Consider the following 14,763-nt stretch of genomic DNA (forward strand, 5'->3'; position numbering starts at 1 on the left):
ACGCCTGCCGCGACGTGGAACCGATCAGCGTGGCGTGGCGCGGCCTCGATAGGCCTCGCCACGTCACGGAAGCGGCACTAGGTGTTCGCCCCGGCAGGGTGGCACCGGTTGGTGACGTTACCGGTGGGCCGCCCGCTTGTCAGCGGCCGTTCGGCCGTCCTCGTACCACCGGTAGTCGGCTCCTGGTCGATATGACGAGCTTTGCCAGGTGCTGGGTGCCTGCGCAACCCGAGCGAGCTTCTCCGCCGTGGCGGCACTGATTCGGCTGCCACCAGCGATGAGCAGCCGATCCAACTCTCGGTGGGTGGCGACGAGGCATTCCTTGGGCAGGCCGTAGACGCTGATGACGCCCGAGCCGACGAAGGTCAGCACCGGGGTGACCGGCACGCTCAGGCCGACCGCCTTGCTCAGCGCCTTGCTTGCCCGCTTGGCCTCCCGGCGTGCCTCGGCCACGTACGCCGGGCGCTTGCCGTTGATCTGCACAACGTCTCCAGCGACCATCACCCGGGACCGACCGTGGTCGGCGATGGTGACGGCGAAGAGCCCGCTGGGGCCGATGGCGAGGAAACCGGCACGCTCATCCTGGGCGCCACGACCCAGGTCGAGCGGGTGCGCCTCGGGTACGTCGGTACGTGGCCAGTCGATCACGTGCCAGGACGGTCCCAAGTGGTCGAGTTGGTTGAGCGCCCGGGCACCGGCTGCCTCTACCCGACGGGCATCGCGTTCGGCCCGGCGTCGCCGAGCCCAGTCCATCGGATTGGGGCGAAGCGGTTCGAGCATCCCGGGCGAGTCGGTGGCGGTCCGTGCGGTGGTGGAGGGCAGCGCCCGGGGGGAGGGCACCGCTCTACGCGCGGGAAATACAGTCATCGTGACCTCCGGCAAAAGGTCCTCGAAGTTATCCTTCCACTACAGTACGTGGTGACACCCGTGGTTCGGCAAGTCGAAGCGCCGGAGTGAGTCCGGATGAATGCCACATTCACGGAGAGCCCTATTTCCCGGATGGCGTCAACCGCTGCCTTACGCTGCGAGAATGAGTCATTACGCTGACAGCGAAGTGGCGCGACTCACTACGGTCCTGCTGCACCGGCCCGGACCAGAGCTCGCCCGGCTGACCCCACGCAACAATGACTCACTGCTCTTCGACGCCATCCCCTGGGTCGGTAGGGCCCAGGAAGAGCACGACGCCTTTGCCGCCGCGCTGCGCGAGCATGGCGTGGAAGTGCTCTACCTCGGCACCCTGCTCGCCGAGACGCTCGCCATCGACGAAGCCCGGACAGAGCTGACCGACTGGGTGCTGCGCGACCCCCGGCTGGGCGGCACCCTGCGCCGCCGGGTCGCCGACCATCTGACCTATCTCGACCCGGTGGCGCTGGCCGACGTACTTATCTCCGGCCTCGCGCACGAGGAGCTGCGGATCAGCTGGGACCGGCCCGGCGGGCTGGTCTACACGCTGATGGACCGGCACGACTTCGTCATCGATCCACTGCCTAACTTGATCTTCACTCGGGACCAGTCGGTGTGGATCCAGGACCGGGCGGCGGTGATGAGCCTGGCCATGCCAGCCCGCCGCCGGGAGACCAGCCTGACCGATGCGATCTACCGGCATCACCCCCGATTCGGTAACACCCAGTTCGTCTACCGCCCGGACTTCGAACACGTCGAAGGCGGTGACGTGCTGCTGCTCGCCCCCGGCGTGGTCGCCGTCGGGGTCGGGGAACGCACCACCCCCGCCGGGGCGGAACGGTTGGGTCGACAGATCTTCGCCGCCGGGTTGGCGCACACCATCCTGGTGGTGCCGGTGGCCCAGCGGCGGGCCACCATGCATCTGGACACCGTCTGCACGATGGTCGACGTCGATGCGGTGCTGATGTACCCGAACCTCGCCGACTCGCTGTCGGCGTACACGGTGGTCGCCGACGCCGACGGCGAGCTGCAGATCGACGGTCCGGCACCGTTTCTGCGGGCGGCGGCGGACGCGATGGACCTCGACACGTTGCGGGTCATCGACACCGGCCTCGACCCGGTCACCGCCGAGCGCGAGCAGTGGGACGACGGCAACAACACCCTCGCCATCGCGCCTCGGCTCTGTGTGGCGTACGAGCGCAACGTGGAGACCAACCGGCTCCTGGAACGAGCGGGCATCGAGGTGATCCGGATCGCCGGCTCCGAGTTGGGCTCGGGTCGGGGCGGCCCGCGCTGCCTCTCCTGCCCTCTGGTCCGGGACGGGGGTACGGACGGAGCAACGGACGAGAGGACAGCCGCAGGGACGCTGTAAGGGCGGCCGGGGACGCTGTAGGGATCGCCGGTGGACGCTGTTGGGAGGACGCCGTCGCTCCGCCGCTTTGCGGTTAGGAAGGGCCCCTTCCTATGCAGAAAGCGATAACAAGGGGCCCTTCCTAACCGCTAACACCTAACCGCTAACCCCTAGCGAAGCGTCAGTTGGCGACCGAGCAGGCCCTGCCGGGAGCGGCGGGCGGCGGCGTCCAGCGGGGTCGGGTCGGCCAGCGCCTCGGCGTACCGCTTGGCGAACTCGGCCAGCGGGGTCTCCCACTCGCCGGCTTCCAGGTCACGGGGAAGATCCCACACCGGCACCAGTCGACCGTGTGCCCGGAACATGCCGGCGAACTTCGTACCGTCGCCGAGCAGCAGCTCGCCAGCGGCGCTGAGCCGGGACAGCGCGTCGAGGGCGGCGTCCTCACTGTCCGGCAGGACCCAGCGGACGTGCGCCTTCTCCGGCACCTGGCACCAGTAGGCGGCCGGCGCGGCGGCCAGCCGTACGGTGGGGTAGATCGAGGCGTCGGCGCGTTCGAGCGAGGCCCGCACGTTCGGGTCGTCGGTGGCGCCCTCGTCCAGCCAGAACTCGAAGCCGTCGTGCATGGTGATGTCGAGCGGCCCGTCCACCAGGATGTCCTGGAGACGGGGCCCTTCGCCGGGCAACGCGGGTACGGAAACGGTCCCGCCGGGCGTCGTCTCAAGGGCGCACAGCACGGCGACGGCGAGATCCCGGGAGACGTCGCCGGACTGGACGTGCCGTTGCAGGCCCAGCATGATCCGCCCGTCCGGCTTGGTGATCGCGGGGGCGGCCATCGGCAACACGGTGGCCAGGGTCACCGGGCGGTCGCCGTACTTCTTCACGAGGTCGGGAGTGAGCCGCAACGGTGCGGTGGCGGCGGGTACCAGCTCACGGAGGGCGATCCACTCGGGTTCATCGACCAGGCCCTCGAAGGGGCGCGGTACGAACACGTCCCGCAACTTCTGCCGCTTAGGGGTCGCTTCGGTGGTGGACCGAGTTTGTTTTCGACGCTTGCTCACGGCGAGACAGCCTATTCCCCGGAGCGGGGCATCGTCGGCCCGGACCGCATCCCGCCTATTGCGGTGCCGCAGCGATCCCCTGTTCCGCAGGTACGCACAGTTCCGCCCAGACGCTCTGGCCGAGCCCGTCGCGTTCGACCCCCCAGCGGGTGGTCAGGGCAGCCACGATGTGCAGACCGCGACCGTCGAGCGCCTCCGGACCGACGAGGCGCATCTGTGGTGCGGCGGCCGAACCACCATCGGTCACCCGTACCCCGACCACGTCGCCCTCAGGGCCGGAGCGAAAGCGCCAGGCCAACCGGATCACGTCGCCGGGAAGCGGGTCGGCGTGCCGTACCGCATTGCCGACCAGTTCACCGACGACTGAGATCACATCTGCCAGCAGTTGCGGGTCGACCACGTCGGACAGCTCGGCGGTGAGCCGGTGGCGGGCCAGCCGCGCCCCCTGGGCATGGTGTGGCACGACCACACACCATGAACGCTCCGCCATTGCCGTCGACACGACGTGCCTCCTTGGACCCCGCAGTGGATCAGTCGCTGCGGCTCACCCTCGGGGAAGTCGCACTTCTGCGACCGTACCGCCCCCTTCCCGTGGGCGGAGGGATACCCATCCATTTTGTCGTTCGACGATCCGTCGAACCAGATAGAGACCGAGCCCGGCCCCCGGATAGCGACGTCGGTCACCCGACTCGCCCTGCCAGAACCGTTCGAACGCGCGCTCGACGTGCTCGGGTCGGATACCGATTCCCCGGTCGCTGACCCGGAAGCTCACCATCCGTTGGTCGGCGCGGGCGATGATCTCCACTGGGGTTCCCGGCTCCGAGTACTTGCCGGCATTGGTGGCCAACTCGGTCAGCATCGTCGCCAGGCTGGCCCGGTCGCCGAGGGCCTTGGGTAGGTCGAGGGGCAGGTCGAGGACCAGCCGGTGGCGCAGGTCCGCGGGCAGGTCGGCCGCCGCGGTGCGGAGTGCTTCACCAAAATCAAAGGGTACGACCGGCGCGTCACCCACCGTTCCGGCGTCGTTGGTGGCGGCGAGCAGTCGGTCGACCAACCGGGCCAGTTCGTCCGCGCGTTGCCCGATCACCCGAGCCGCCTGCTGGCGCTGCGGTTCGGAGAGGGAATCCCAGTGGTCGCTGAGGGTGTCCGCGTACCCCTTGATGACGGTGACCGGGGTGCGGAGCTCGTGGCTGGTGACCGCGACGAACAGGTCGTGGTCCGGGTTGCGCCGGTGCTGGTCGGTCACGTCCCGGAAGGTGACCACCCGGTGTGCCGCCGTACCCGGCAGCTCACCAGAGGTGATCTTGATCCATCGTCCGTCGGGGAGGCGGTGGTCGAGCACCTGCCCGGACGGCGGTACGGGAAACGGCAGCGGGAGGTTGAGCAGTTGCGCTGCCGGGCGACCGGTGATCCGCTCGGCGGCCGGGTTCCACAGTCGGACGAAGGCGTCCTGGTCGACGATGGCCAGTCCGTCCGCGAGCGCGGCGACCACCGGGCCATCGCCGTGCATCGGCAGGCCGGTCTGGTCGCCGTACAGGTGCGCGATGCAGGCAGCCAGATAGGTGAGGACAATCCGGTGCTCGGTGTCGCAGCCGGTGCCAGTCTTTGCGAAGAAGGCGTGCAGGCTGCCGACCGTCAGTCCGCCGATCTCGGCTCGGGCGGTGAGCATGTGGCGCATGCCCCGGCCGAGCAGTTGCTGGGCCAGGTCGGCGGGTAACGCGTCGACGCGGAGTTCCTGGATGCGAGGCCCGGTCAGCAGATTGCCGATTGCCGGATCGGCAGTGGAGAGCGGACGGCCCACCGTCCACCGGGTCGCGCCGGAAGCCGCGACGATGCGTCCCCCGGTTGGGCTGTATTCCACGAACACCATGCCGGCCGCGCCAATGGACCGCTGCGCGACCCGAATTACCTGGTTCAGGATCGGCAACCCGGCGTCGCCGGAGTTGATCATTTCTAGGGCGGCGGTGTGGCCGGCGAGGAGAGCGGCGTAGTCAAGGCGCTCCGGCATGCTCCGAGTCTGCCTCCTCCGGTCGGCATTGGGCAGTGCGGGTCGGTGCGGTGCCCAGCCGGTGGCTCCGGCCAGCCGCCTGGGTAGCTGCCTCGGGTCACCGAGCTGGGCGGCTGCCTCGGCTTACCGACCCAGGCGGTCGAGGACCATGGCGGGTCGGTCGGTGATGATGCCGTCGACACCAGCGGCGAGCACCAAATCCAGATCGGTGGGTTCGTTGACGGTCCAGACATAGACCGGATGCCCGGCGTCCCGCAGGGCGGTTATCAGCCGGGGGCGGGCGCGTACGAGGCTGATCCCCGGCCCGGCGATCTGCGCCCCGAACGGTAGCCGGGTCATCCGGGGCCACCTCGGGGCGACCTCCAGCAGCAGCACGGTGGGAAGCCTCGGGGCGAGGCCCCGGAGCAGACGTACGGCCAGTGGGGAGAAGGACATGACGGTGACCCGTACCGGATCGTCCGGCTTCGGTTCGGTCAGGCCGTGCTGCCGTAGCAGCGCGATCAGCCGGCGCTCGACGGTCGAGCCGTACCGGGACGGGTGTTTCGTTTCGATCAGCAGCTGGACCGGTCGGCCGGCGTCCCGGACCGCCTGGAGCAGCCGGTCCAGGGTCAGCAGCCGGGTACGGTCCGGATCCGCCGGTACGTCGCCCAGGTCGTCGCTGGGCTCCCCCGGGTGCCAGGAGCCGAAGTCGAGCGCGTCCAGCTCGGCCAGGGTGTGCGCACTGACCAGGCCCCGGCCGTTGCTGGTCCGGTCCAGCCGCCGGTCGTGTACGCAGACGAGGTGCCCGTCGCGGGTCAGTCGTACGTCGCATTCCAGACCGTCCGCACCCTCGTCGAGCGCGCGGAGGTATGCGGCCAGAGTGTGTTCCGGCAGGGCCGCCGAGGAGCCACGGTGCGCGAATACCAATGGGGTTGGCATGGCGTCAGACCACTACTCGGACGCGGTCAGGGAAGGGGATCTCAGGTCCGAACACGGTTACCAAGCCTAGAACCTGACCACTGAGCGCATCCGTGGGCATCGGTCAGGAGTTGAGCTGCCAGACGGCAAAGTTGAGCGCGCCAGCGAAGGTCACCCACGCCCAGTAGGGCAGGAGCAGCGCAGCGGCCGGCCGGGAGATCCGCCAGAAGGCCACGATCGTCGCGCCGATCAGGAACCAGAGCACGACGAGGTCGGCGAAGGCCAGGCCGTACCGGCCGACGCCGAAGAAGAGCGGGGTCCAGATCGCGTTGAGCACGAGTTGTGCCGCGTACACGGCGAGCGCCGGCCCGAAGCCGACCCGCCGCCAGACCAGCCAGCCAGCGAGCGCGATCAGCAGGTACAGGATCGACCAGACCGGGCCAAACAGCCACGACGGCGGAGCCCAGGATGGTTGCCGGAGGGCCTGGTAAGTCTCGGTGGTGCCCTGCACCCCCAGTCCGCCGATGGCGGCGGCGATCGCGACCGCCGCCACGAAGCCGAGCAGCACGATCCAGGGCCGGGCACCGCTGGTACGTCGAGACTGTTCGTCGGTGGACGTCATGCTGTCATCGATCGCCATGCCGTAGATGTTTCCACGGTCGACGACGGACAAACGCGACCCCAGCGCCCTTGAGTGATGGCTTCGTTACGATCGGCGCTCTAAATGACTCGGGCGGGGTTTCCGTCCTCGCTGACCATGGGCTGGTTGGCCGCGGCCCACGCTCGCATCCCACCGGTCAGGTTGCGGACGTTGTCCCACCCGTTGTTCATCAGGTAGCCCACCACCTGTGACGATCGCCCACCGGAGCGGCAGACCACCACGACCTCACCGTCGTTGGGCACCTCGGCCATCCGGGACGGGATCTCCATCATCGGTAGGTGATGGGCGCCGGGCGCGTGGCCAGCCGACCACTCGTCCGGCTCTCGTACGTCGATCAGGTAGGCACCCTCGGGCACCTCGGTCGGGGTCACGGCGGGGATCTCAGGTCCGAACACGGTTACCCAGCCTAGAGCCTGATTGGCTGCTGGCGGTCGTCGCCACTAGATCTGGTTGATCCATTTCGGGTTGCCGCTCACCCAGTCGTCCACGTGCCGACCGCCCAACGACTGGAAGAGGTCTGCCGCGCCCTCATCGAGCATCTCGAACGAGGTGTCATCCAGCATCTCCGAGTACGCCGGCACCCGGATGCCGGTCAACGCGTCGGAGCGCATACCCCGGAGGCCGAAGAGGAGATCCTCGATGGCGACCCCGTTGGTGTCCATGGTGACCGAGGAGCCGATCGCCCGGAGGACCTGATCGAGCTTGACCGGATTGGTCAGCAGGTTGTCTGTGGAGATCTTGTCGAGGATCGCCTTGAGTAGTTGCTGCTGGTGGCGCTGCCGGTCGTAGTCGCCGTTGGGCAGGTCGTAACGCTGACGGGCGAAGTCGAGCGCCTGCGCGCCGTCCATCTGCTGGCAGCCCGGGTCGAACTGCCGCTTGGTGTGAATCGACCGGACCGGCGTGTCGACACACATGCGTATCCCTCCGACGAGGTCGATGACCCGTTGGAAGCCGGTGAAGTCGATCAGGGCGGCCCCGTCGAAGCGTAGGCCGGTGAGGTGGGTCAGAGTGGCGGAGAGCAGTTGGGTGCCGCCCTGACCACCGCCGCCATGCTGGAACGCCGCGTTGATCTTGTCGGAGCCGCCCTCGTAGCCGGTTACCGTCGACTGCGGGATCGTGACCAGCAGGTCTCGGGGGATGGAGACCAGGTACGCCCGATCCAGGCTGGCCGGGATGTGGGCGATCATGATCGTGTCGGCGCGCTGCTCGCTGTCCGGGCTGGTCGGGCGGCGGTCTGAGCCGACCAGCAGATAGTTGAGCGGTCCGGTGACGGCGGCATGATGTCGCCGGGCGGCCGGATCGAGCAGGTTGTCCTTGGCGATGCTCTGGTCGTACCGGTCGATCAGCGCTCGCAGTCCGAATCCGGTGACTCCGGACAGCAACAACAGCGCCAACCCGAGGCCGATGCAGATTCGAGCCCAGCGAGGGGACCGGTGCCGGGTCGGATCGGTGTCGGGCCTCGCTCTTCCCGGCGACGTTCCATCACCGGGATTCTGGTCTGGGCGACCCGGTTGGCTCGGATCTGCCCACTGCGATCTGGACGTGACGCCTCCCGGACTCCGTAGCCTGAGACTCCCTCACGTCAGGCTACGGGTCCGATTCGCGCCGCTCATGGCTTTTGCGGCTTTGGGTGCCACTACTTTTTGCCGGCGATCACGCCCGGGTTGTTGAGGATGAAGTCGGCGAGCTGGTCGTTCTTCGCCGCCTTGAACATCTCCAGGCTGATTGGCGCGAGTGTCTCCCGGCCGCTCTCGTTGCCATGGAAGGTGCCGTCGTTGGTGCGGAGCATCACCATCTCGTTGGCGGTGACGCCGCGCAGGGTGAAGACGAAGTCCATCAGCGGGGTCTTGCCGGTGTCCAGCACGAACGCCTGACCAGCCGCCTTCATCAGCTCGTTGAGCTTTGCGGGATTGGTCATCGCACCGCTGTCGATCGCCTTCTTGGCGATTCCCTTGATCAGCTGCTGCTGGTTCTGCTGACGGTCGTAGTCGCCGTTCGTCAGGCCGTACCGCTGACGGGAGTAGTCCAGTGCCTCCCAACCAGCCATCTGCCGGCAGCCCTTCTTGTGCACCACCTTCTTCTTGGTGCCGCTCATCTTCTTGGCGTCCGCGTTCCAGTGCGGCTTGCCGTCCACCAGCGTCATGTGGTGCGACTCGACCTCCTGGCTGACGCACATCGGGATATTGCCGAGTGCGTCGATCACGCCCTTGAAGCCGTTGAAGTCGATGATCGCGGCACCATCGAAGCTGACCCCGGTCAACTTCTTGATGGTCTGTGCCATCAGCTGCGCGCCGCCCGCCCAGCCGCCACCGTTCTGCGCGCCGTGGAAGAACGCCTCGGTCGCCTTGGTGGTACCACCCGGGTAGTTGCTCTTCTTGAAGGCCGGCACCTGCACCTCGGTGTCCCGGGGGATCGAGATCAGGTACGCCTGGTCGTGCGTGGCCGGGATGTGCAGCACGATGATCGTGTCGGCCCGGGTGTCGTTGACGTCCCAGCGGGCGCGGGCGTCCACCCCGAGCAGCAGCAGGTCGATCGGACCGTCGAGGTCCTTGCCACCCTCGGCGTCGGACTTGCCGGCGTCGCCGATGAGGTTGTCCTGATCGATGCTGTTGTTGATCTGGTTACTCATCGCCTCGACACCGACGATGCCCGCGCCGCTGGTGAACATCAGCAGGGCACCCGTGATTACGACGAGTCGGGCCCAGAGCGGGTCCTTCCGGCGGCTGCGTTTGGTTGCCTTGCCGTTTTTGCCGCCTTTTTTGGTTTTACCGTTCCTAGCCTCTTGCACTGGGGTTCGGACGCCGTAGGTGCCGCGCGGGGGCGCGCCGTTCGGTTCCGGAGACGATGGACGATGGCGGGTCTGAACCGGCATGCCTGCTCCAGGTCATGTGTCAGGGGGCTAGACCACTTTACGGACACCGAACCGATCCTGCGAGTTTCCCTTCCTCAAAGTTCCCTGTATCGAACCCTGTCGCCGCGCGCCGAGAGCGCCGGCAGCCCAGCCGCTGCCATCATTTGTCCTGGTCGACCGGCTTTGACCGGCCGGCTCTGGCCAGTTGAGCCCGGTCGACTGGCTCTGACCGGTTGACCGGGTCGGCCGGGCCCCGGCTCAGTTGCCGTTCGGTTGCTGCGACGGAGAGGTGTTTGCCTGCACCCACTCGCTCATCTTGTCGGCGGCGATTGCCTGATACATCGCCAGCGCCTTCTCCCGGTCGGAGACAACCACCGATTCGCCGTTGATCGTTTCGCTGCCCTTGTGCGGGCTGGTGACGAATTCCAGGTTCTCGCCGCGCAGGTTGCGGAACTGGATGCCCATGTCGATCAGGGAGAAGTCCTGGTCGGCGGTGATCGCGTTGGTGGCCGACTTCAGGAAGGCGTTCAGCTTGGTGGGGTTGGCCAGCGTGCCGGAACTCACCGCCTTGTCCATCAGCGCGCGCAGGAACTCCTGCTGGTGCCGCATCCGGGCGAAGTCGCCGTCCGGGAACTGCTTGCGCTGCCGAATCCAGTCCAGCGCCTCGGCACCGTTCATGTGCTGCGTGCCCTTGGTGAACTTCCGGAAGGGCTTGTGGATCGAGGTGATGCTCCGCTCCACCTTCAGGTCGACCCCGCCCAGGGCGTCGGTCACCTCCTTGAACCCGCCAAAGTCGATCGCCAGCACATGGTCGAGCCGGACGTCGGTGAAGCATTCGACGGTACGGACGGCAAGGGGGAGGCCGCCCCAGGCGAAAGCGGCGTTGATCTTCGCGCGCTGGCCGGTGTCGCAGCCTGCGCTCGCGTTCTCCGGAACCGGGACGTACAGGTCACGGGGGATCGAGACGAGGTAAGCCCGATCCTGGCTGGCCGGGATATGCATGACGATGACCGTGTCGGCGCGCCACTCGCCGGCCTTGTCCAGCGGCGCGTCCGGGTCCCGAGAGTCGGTCCCCACCAGCAGGATGTTCATGGCACCGCTGACCGTCTTGGGCGGTCGACCGCCGGTGATCTCGGAGAACGGATCGGTACGGGCCAGGTCGTCGTCCAGCCGGCTGGCGTAGACCCAGGCGCCGATACCGCCGACCAGGGCCAGGACGAGCACCACCGCACCGAGGACCAGCGCGATCCGTCCCCAGCGCGGACGGGGCCGACGACGGCCCGAACCGCCCAGCCCGCCCGGCCCACCAGGTCGGCCCGGACCGCCGGGTCCGCCGGGGCCACCAGGGCCGCCACCGTAGTTGCCGGGCACATCGCCGTACGTCGAGCGGGTTGGCTGGTGCTGGCGCGGCGGTCCGCCGACACGGGCCCGGCCGGAGACCTGTTCGCCACCGGCCATGCCCGGCACGGACGCCCGTCCTGAGGAGGGGTATTGCCCCCCTCGGTGATAGGCGTTGGCGGGCAGTGAGCCAGCAGGCATGGACGTCGACATGTAATTCAGGGTACGTAGCGGGACCAAAAATGGCTTCTGCCCCGCCCGCGCGGCGCTGTCTTAGCGCGTTAGGCCCGGTCAGGCCAGGCGCTGAGTGAAGTGCTCGATCGTCCTGCTTAGGCCCTCGTGCGGGCTAACCGTCGGCTCGTAACCGAGTCGTTCCCGGGCCAGCGTCAGGTCGGGGCGCCGCTTTTCCGGGTCGTCGGCGGTACGCGTGAGATACGTCACCTCGGAGCTGCTGTCGGTCAGCGACACGATCAACTCGGCCAGTTCCCGCATCGAGACCTCGTGCTCGGTGCCGCAGTTGATCGGCCCGGTCTCGGTGGAATCGAGCAGCAGCAGGATGCCTCGGACCAGATCGTCCACGTAGCAGATGGACCGGGTCTGTGCCCCCGTACCGTGCACGGTGATCGGCTCGTTACGCAGCGCCTGGGTGATGAAGGTCGGGATGGCCCGGCCGTCGTCCGGCCGCATCCGGGGGCCGTACGTGTTGAAGATCCGAACGATGCCGGCGTCGAGGCCCCGGTACCGGTGGTAGGCCATCGTGGCCGCCTCGGCGAAGCGCTTCGCCTCGTCGTAGACGCTACGGATGCCGATCGGGTTGACGTTGCCCCAGTACGTCTCGACCTGCGGGTGCACCTGCGGATCACCGTACGCCTCGGAGGTGGAGGCCATGAGGAACCGGGCGCCGTCGGTGACCGCCCGATCGAGCAGGTGCAGGGTGGCCAGCGAGCCGACCCGGAGGATCTCGATCGGCAGGGTGGCGAAGTCCTTGGGGCTGGCCGGCGAGGCCATGTGCATGATCGCATCGAAGCGCTCGGCGATGGCCGGATGGTGGTGCGGCAGTCCGTCCGAGACGTCCGCCTCCACCAGGGTGAACCTCGGGTGGTCGGCGAGGTGGGCGACGTTCTCCTTCGACCCGGTCACGAAGTTGTCGACGGCGACGACCGTGCAGCCCCGTTCGATGAGGGCGTCGACCAGGTGCGACGGGACGAAGCCGGCCCCACCGGTGACGAGGACGCGATGACCCGGTCCGAAGCGCTGCGCAACCACCATGCCTCTCAGCCTACTCAAATAGCTGATCTTCGGGCCGTGTGGGCCAGGTTAGGAAGGGCCCCTTCCTATGCAAAAAGCGATAGAAAGGGGCCCTTCCTAACCGCGCAGCGGTGCGGCGGTCAGCGAGTGCTGCCGTGCTGGTCAGTGTGCTCCGGCGCCGGTCAGGGCGCGGACCTCCAACTCGGCGTACTTCTCGTCATCGGTCTCCTTCGAAATCAGTGTGCCGATCCAGCCACACAGGAAACCGATCGGAATCGAGACGATGCCCGGGTTGGACAGTGGGAACCACTGCCAGTCCGCGTTGGGGAACATCGAGGTGGGTGCTCCGGAGACCACCGGCGAGAAGAACACCAGCAGTACGGCGGAGATGAGGCCGCCGTAGATCGCCCAGACCGCTCCCGAGGTGTTGAACCGCTTCCAGAACAGGCTGTAGATGATCGCCGGCAGGTTGCCCGAGGCGGCCACCGCGAAGGCCAGCGCCACCAGGAAGGCCACGTTGAGGCTCTGCGCGTAGATCGACAGCACGATGGAGATCGCGCCGATGACGAACGCCGAGATCCGGGCGACGTTGACCTCCTGCCGTTCCGATGCCTGGCCGCCCTTGACCACGTTGGCGTAGAAGTCGTGGGCGAGGCTGGACGAGGAGGCCAGGGTGAGACCGGCGACCACGGCCAGGATGGTGGCGAAGGCCACCGCCGCGATGATCGCCAGCATCGCCGCGCCGCCGATCTCGCCACCGAGAAAGTCGATGCCAAGCGCCTGGGCCAACTGCGGAGCCGCCGTGTTGCCGGCCTTGTCCTGCTCGGTGATGGCCTTGCTGCCGACCAGGGCTGCCGCACCGAAGCCCAGGGCCAGGGTGAACAGGTAGAAGGTGCCGATGATGCCGATCGCCCAGAGCACGCTCTTGCGGGCTGCCTTGGCGGTCGGCACCGTGTAGAAGCGGATCAGGATGTGTGGCAGGCCGGCCGTACCGAGCACTAGGGCGATGCCGAGCGACAACAGGTCCACCTTGTTGTAGAAGGTCTGTGTCGCGTTGCCGGCCACCTCGACGCCGTACCGTAGCCCGGGTTCGAGGAAGGCATCCCCCTTGCCGGAGGCTGCGGCAGCGTCGCCGAGCAGGGCGGACAGGTTGAACTTGTAGTGCGCCAGCACCATCACCGTCATCACCAGGGTGCCGCCCATCAGCAGCACGGCCTTGATGATCTGTACGTAGGTGGTGCCCTTCATGCCGCCCACCGTGACGTAGATGATCATCAGGGCGCCGACCAGGATGATGGTGGCGACCTTCGCGGTCTCCGCCCCCATGCCGAGGAACGTGGTGCCGGGCCGGATGCCCAACAGCAGCGCCACCAGCGCGCCAGCGCCGACCATCTGCGCCAGCAGGTAGAAGATCGAGACGGTGATGGTGGAAACGGCGGCGGCGGTACGCACCGGCTTCTGCCGCATCCGGAACGCCAGCACGTCGGCCATCGTGTAGCGGCCCGAGTTGCGCAGCAGCTCTGCCACCAGCAGCAAGGCGACCAGCCAGGCCACCAGGAAGCCGATCGAGTAGAGGAAGCCGTCGTAGCCGTACAGGGCGATCATGCCGGCGATGCCCAGGAACGACGCGGCCGACATGTAGTCGCCGCCGATGGCCAGACCGTTCTGGAAACCGGAGAACGACCGGCCACCGGCGTAGAAGTCGTTCGCCGTCCGGGTCTGTCTGCTGGCCCAGATCGTGATGCCCAGGGTCACCGCCACCAGGACCAGGAACAGGACGATCGTCAGGGTACGGGCGGTGCCGTTGTTGGTCGCCGCAGCCAGAATGTCGTTCATCGCGCCTCCTCCCCGTCTTCCAGTTCCGCCCGGATCCGGTCAGCGACCGGGTCGATCCGGCGGCTGGCGTACCGGGAGTAGAGCCAGGCGATCAGGAACGTGGAGACGAACTGGAGCAGCCCGAAGACGAGCGCGACGTTGATGTTGCCGACCAGTTTGGCGCCCATGAAGTCGCGCGCGTACGCGGACAGGATCACGTAGAGGGCGTACCAGAGGAAGAACGCCACTGTCATCGGGAAGACGAACCGACGCAGGGCGTTTCGCAGACCGATGAACTCTTCGGACCGCTGTACCTCGACGTACCGGTCGCCCGTGGGGACGGTGGCCGGTGCGGGAGTATCCGTTGACATGCGCGAATCACCACCTTGGCAGGTGTGGGGGAAAGTTTCGCGCACGGTAGGGAGCCGGGTCGCTACCCCGGAAGCGGTAAGCCGGACGGTGGTCGGCGGCTGCGCCGAACGGGCCGGTACGTGCGCCGAGTGACCTGCGTCACGCCGTTCGGCGCGCTGCCGTGATCGTCCGATCGGTGGGCAGGTGACGGGTTGCTGTGATCGTCCGGTCAGCGGGCAGGTGACGGGTTGCGGCGACAGCTGGGTGGGGGGCGCGTGTAACGGG

The 14,763-nt window shown here is 67.7% G+C and carries 14 protein-coding genes; 1 reads left to right on the forward strand and 13 read right to left on the reverse strand.

Translation table 11 applies throughout. From position 1 onward, the window contains the following. Positions 1-117: 117 nt before the first annotated feature. Entirely contained in the window at positions 118-867 is a 750-nt protein-coding gene (locus ACWDV4_RS22520) for a hypothetical protein (RefSeq protein ID WP_449981889.1), read from the reverse strand. A 163-nt stretch (positions 868-1,030) separates the two neighbouring features. Between ACWDV4_RS22520 and ACWDV4_RS22525 the strand changes: the two genes are divergently transcribed. Beyond that, complete coding sequence (locus ACWDV4_RS22525) at positions 1,031-2,275, forward strand: arginine deiminase (RefSeq protein ID WP_449981891.1); 1,245 nt, start codon at positions 1,031-1,033, stop codon at positions 2,273-2,275. Between the two features lie 149 nt (positions 2,276-2,424). On the opposite strand, the gene ACWDV4_RS22530 is transcribed toward ACWDV4_RS22525, so the two are convergent. The 12 genes from ACWDV4_RS22530 to ACWDV4_RS22585 all read right to left on the reverse strand — a co-directional run bounded on the left by ACWDV4_RS22530 (position 2,425) and on the right by ACWDV4_RS22585 (position 14,498). Next, complete coding sequence (locus ACWDV4_RS22530) at positions 2,425-3,312, reverse strand: DUF5926 family protein (RefSeq protein WP_449981893.1); 888 nt, start codon at positions 3,310-3,312, stop codon at positions 2,425-2,427. A gap of 55 nt (positions 3,313-3,367) precedes the next feature. Further along, positions 3,368-3,802 (reverse strand): ATP-binding protein, encoded by a 435-nt coding sequence (locus ACWDV4_RS22535; protein ID WP_449981951.1) that lies wholly within the window; start codon positions 3,800-3,802, stop codon positions 3,368-3,370. A 54-nt stretch (positions 3,803-3,856) separates the two neighbouring features. Continuing rightward, on the reverse strand, positions 3,857-5,317 hold the full coding sequence (locus ACWDV4_RS22540; RefSeq protein ID WP_449981895.1) for an ATP-binding protein: 1,461 nt from the start codon (positions 5,315-5,317) through the stop codon (positions 3,857-3,859). A 123-nt stretch (positions 5,318-5,440) separates the two neighbouring features. After that, positions 5,441-6,235, reverse strand: a complete 795-nt coding sequence (locus tag ACWDV4_RS22545; RefSeq protein ID WP_449981897.1) for a glycerophosphodiester phosphodiesterase — start codon at positions 6,233-6,235, stop codon at positions 5,441-5,443. Positions 6,236-6,338: 103 nt separating this feature from the next. Beyond that, on the reverse strand, positions 6,339-6,854 hold the full coding sequence (locus tag ACWDV4_RS22550) for a TspO/MBR family protein (protein ID WP_449981899.1): 516 nt from the start codon (positions 6,852-6,854) through the stop codon (positions 6,339-6,341). A gap of 80 nt (positions 6,855-6,934) precedes the next feature. Further along, on the reverse strand, positions 6,935-7,270 hold the full coding sequence (locus ACWDV4_RS22555) for a rhodanese-like domain-containing protein (protein ID WP_449981901.1): 336 nt from the start codon (positions 7,268-7,270) through the stop codon (positions 6,935-6,937). Positions 7,271-7,315: 45 nt separating this feature from the next. Continuing rightward, positions 7,316-8,260 carry an LCP family protein gene (locus tag ACWDV4_RS22560; protein WP_449981903.1) on the reverse strand — a complete coding sequence of 315 codons (945 nt, stop codon included), beginning with the start codon at positions 8,258-8,260 and terminating at the stop codon, positions 7,316-7,318. 251 nt (positions 8,261-8,511) lie between these two features. Next, positions 8,512-9,543 carry an LCP family protein gene (locus ACWDV4_RS22565; RefSeq protein WP_449981905.1) on the reverse strand — a complete coding sequence of 344 codons (1,032 nt, stop codon included), beginning with the start codon at positions 9,541-9,543 and terminating at the stop codon, positions 8,512-8,514. 441 nt (positions 9,544-9,984) lie between these two features. Beyond that, positions 9,985-11,277, reverse strand: a complete 1,293-nt coding sequence (locus tag ACWDV4_RS22570) for an LCP family protein (RefSeq protein ID WP_449981907.1) — start codon at positions 11,275-11,277, stop codon at positions 9,985-9,987. A gap of 78 nt (positions 11,278-11,355) precedes the next feature. After that, positions 11,356-12,333 (reverse strand): NAD-dependent epimerase/dehydratase family protein, encoded by a 978-nt coding sequence (locus ACWDV4_RS22575; protein ID WP_449981909.1) that lies wholly within the window; start codon positions 12,331-12,333, stop codon positions 11,356-11,358. Between the two features lie 141 nt (positions 12,334-12,474). Further along, the gene (locus ACWDV4_RS22580; protein WP_449981911.1) at positions 12,475-14,148 is read right to left on the reverse strand and encodes a solute symporter family protein; all 1,674 of its coding nucleotides are present in this window, start codon (positions 14,146-14,148) and stop codon (positions 12,475-12,477) included. Then, positions 14,145-14,498, reverse strand: coding sequence for a DUF485 domain-containing protein (locus ACWDV4_RS22585; RefSeq protein ID WP_449981913.1), 354 nt, complete (start codon positions 14,496-14,498; stop codon positions 14,145-14,147). The genes ACWDV4_RS22580 and ACWDV4_RS22585 overlap by 4 nt, the downstream gene beginning before the upstream one ends. Positions 14,499-14,763 lie beyond the last annotated feature (265 nt).

This window comes from Micromonospora sp. NPDC003197, assembly GCF_053590565.1.

What these genes read in the sequence shown, in the direction of transcription:
- ACWDV4_RS22580 (WP_449981911.1), bottom strand. Translation starts at nt 14,148, where the DNA reads ATGAACGACATTCTGGCTGCGGCGACCAACAACGGCACCGCCCGTACC.
- ACWDV4_RS22535 (WP_449981951.1), bottom strand. Translation starts at nt 3,802, where the DNA reads ATGGCGGAGCGTTCATGGTGTGTGGTCGTGCCACACCATGCCCAGGGG.
- ACWDV4_RS22575 (WP_449981909.1), bottom strand. Translation starts at nt 12,333, where the DNA reads ATGGTGGTTGCGCAGCGCTTCGGACCGGGTCATCGCGTCCTCGTCACC.
- ACWDV4_RS22520 (WP_449981889.1), bottom strand. Translation starts at nt 867, where the DNA reads ATGACTGTATTTCCCGCGCGTAGAGCGGTGCCCTCCCCCCGGGCGCTG.
- ACWDV4_RS22550 (WP_449981899.1), bottom strand. Translation starts at nt 6,854, where the DNA reads ATGGCGATCGATGACAGCATGACGTCCACCGACGAACAGTCTCGACGT.
- ACWDV4_RS22565 (WP_449981905.1), bottom strand. Translation starts at nt 9,543, where the DNA reads ATGTTCACCAGCGGCGCGGGCATCGTCGGTGTCGAGGCGATGAGTAAC.
- ACWDV4_RS22570 (WP_449981907.1), bottom strand. Translation starts at nt 11,277, where the DNA reads ATGTCGACGTCCATGCCTGCTGGCTCACTGCCCGCCAACGCCTATCAC.
- ACWDV4_RS22585 (WP_449981913.1), bottom strand. Translation starts at nt 14,498, where the DNA reads ATGTCAACGGATACTCCCGCACCGGCCACCGTCCCCACGGGCGACCGG.
- ACWDV4_RS22525 (WP_449981891.1), top strand. Translation starts at nt 1,031, where the DNA reads ATGAGTCATTACGCTGACAGCGAAGTGGCGCGACTCACTACGGTCCTG.
- ACWDV4_RS22540 (WP_449981895.1), bottom strand. Translation starts at nt 5,317, where the DNA reads ATGCCGGAGCGCCTTGACTACGCCGCTCTCCTCGCCGGCCACACCGCC.
- ACWDV4_RS22545 (WP_449981897.1), bottom strand. Translation starts at nt 6,235, where the DNA reads ATGCCAACCCCATTGGTATTCGCGCACCGTGGCTCCTCGGCGGCCCTG.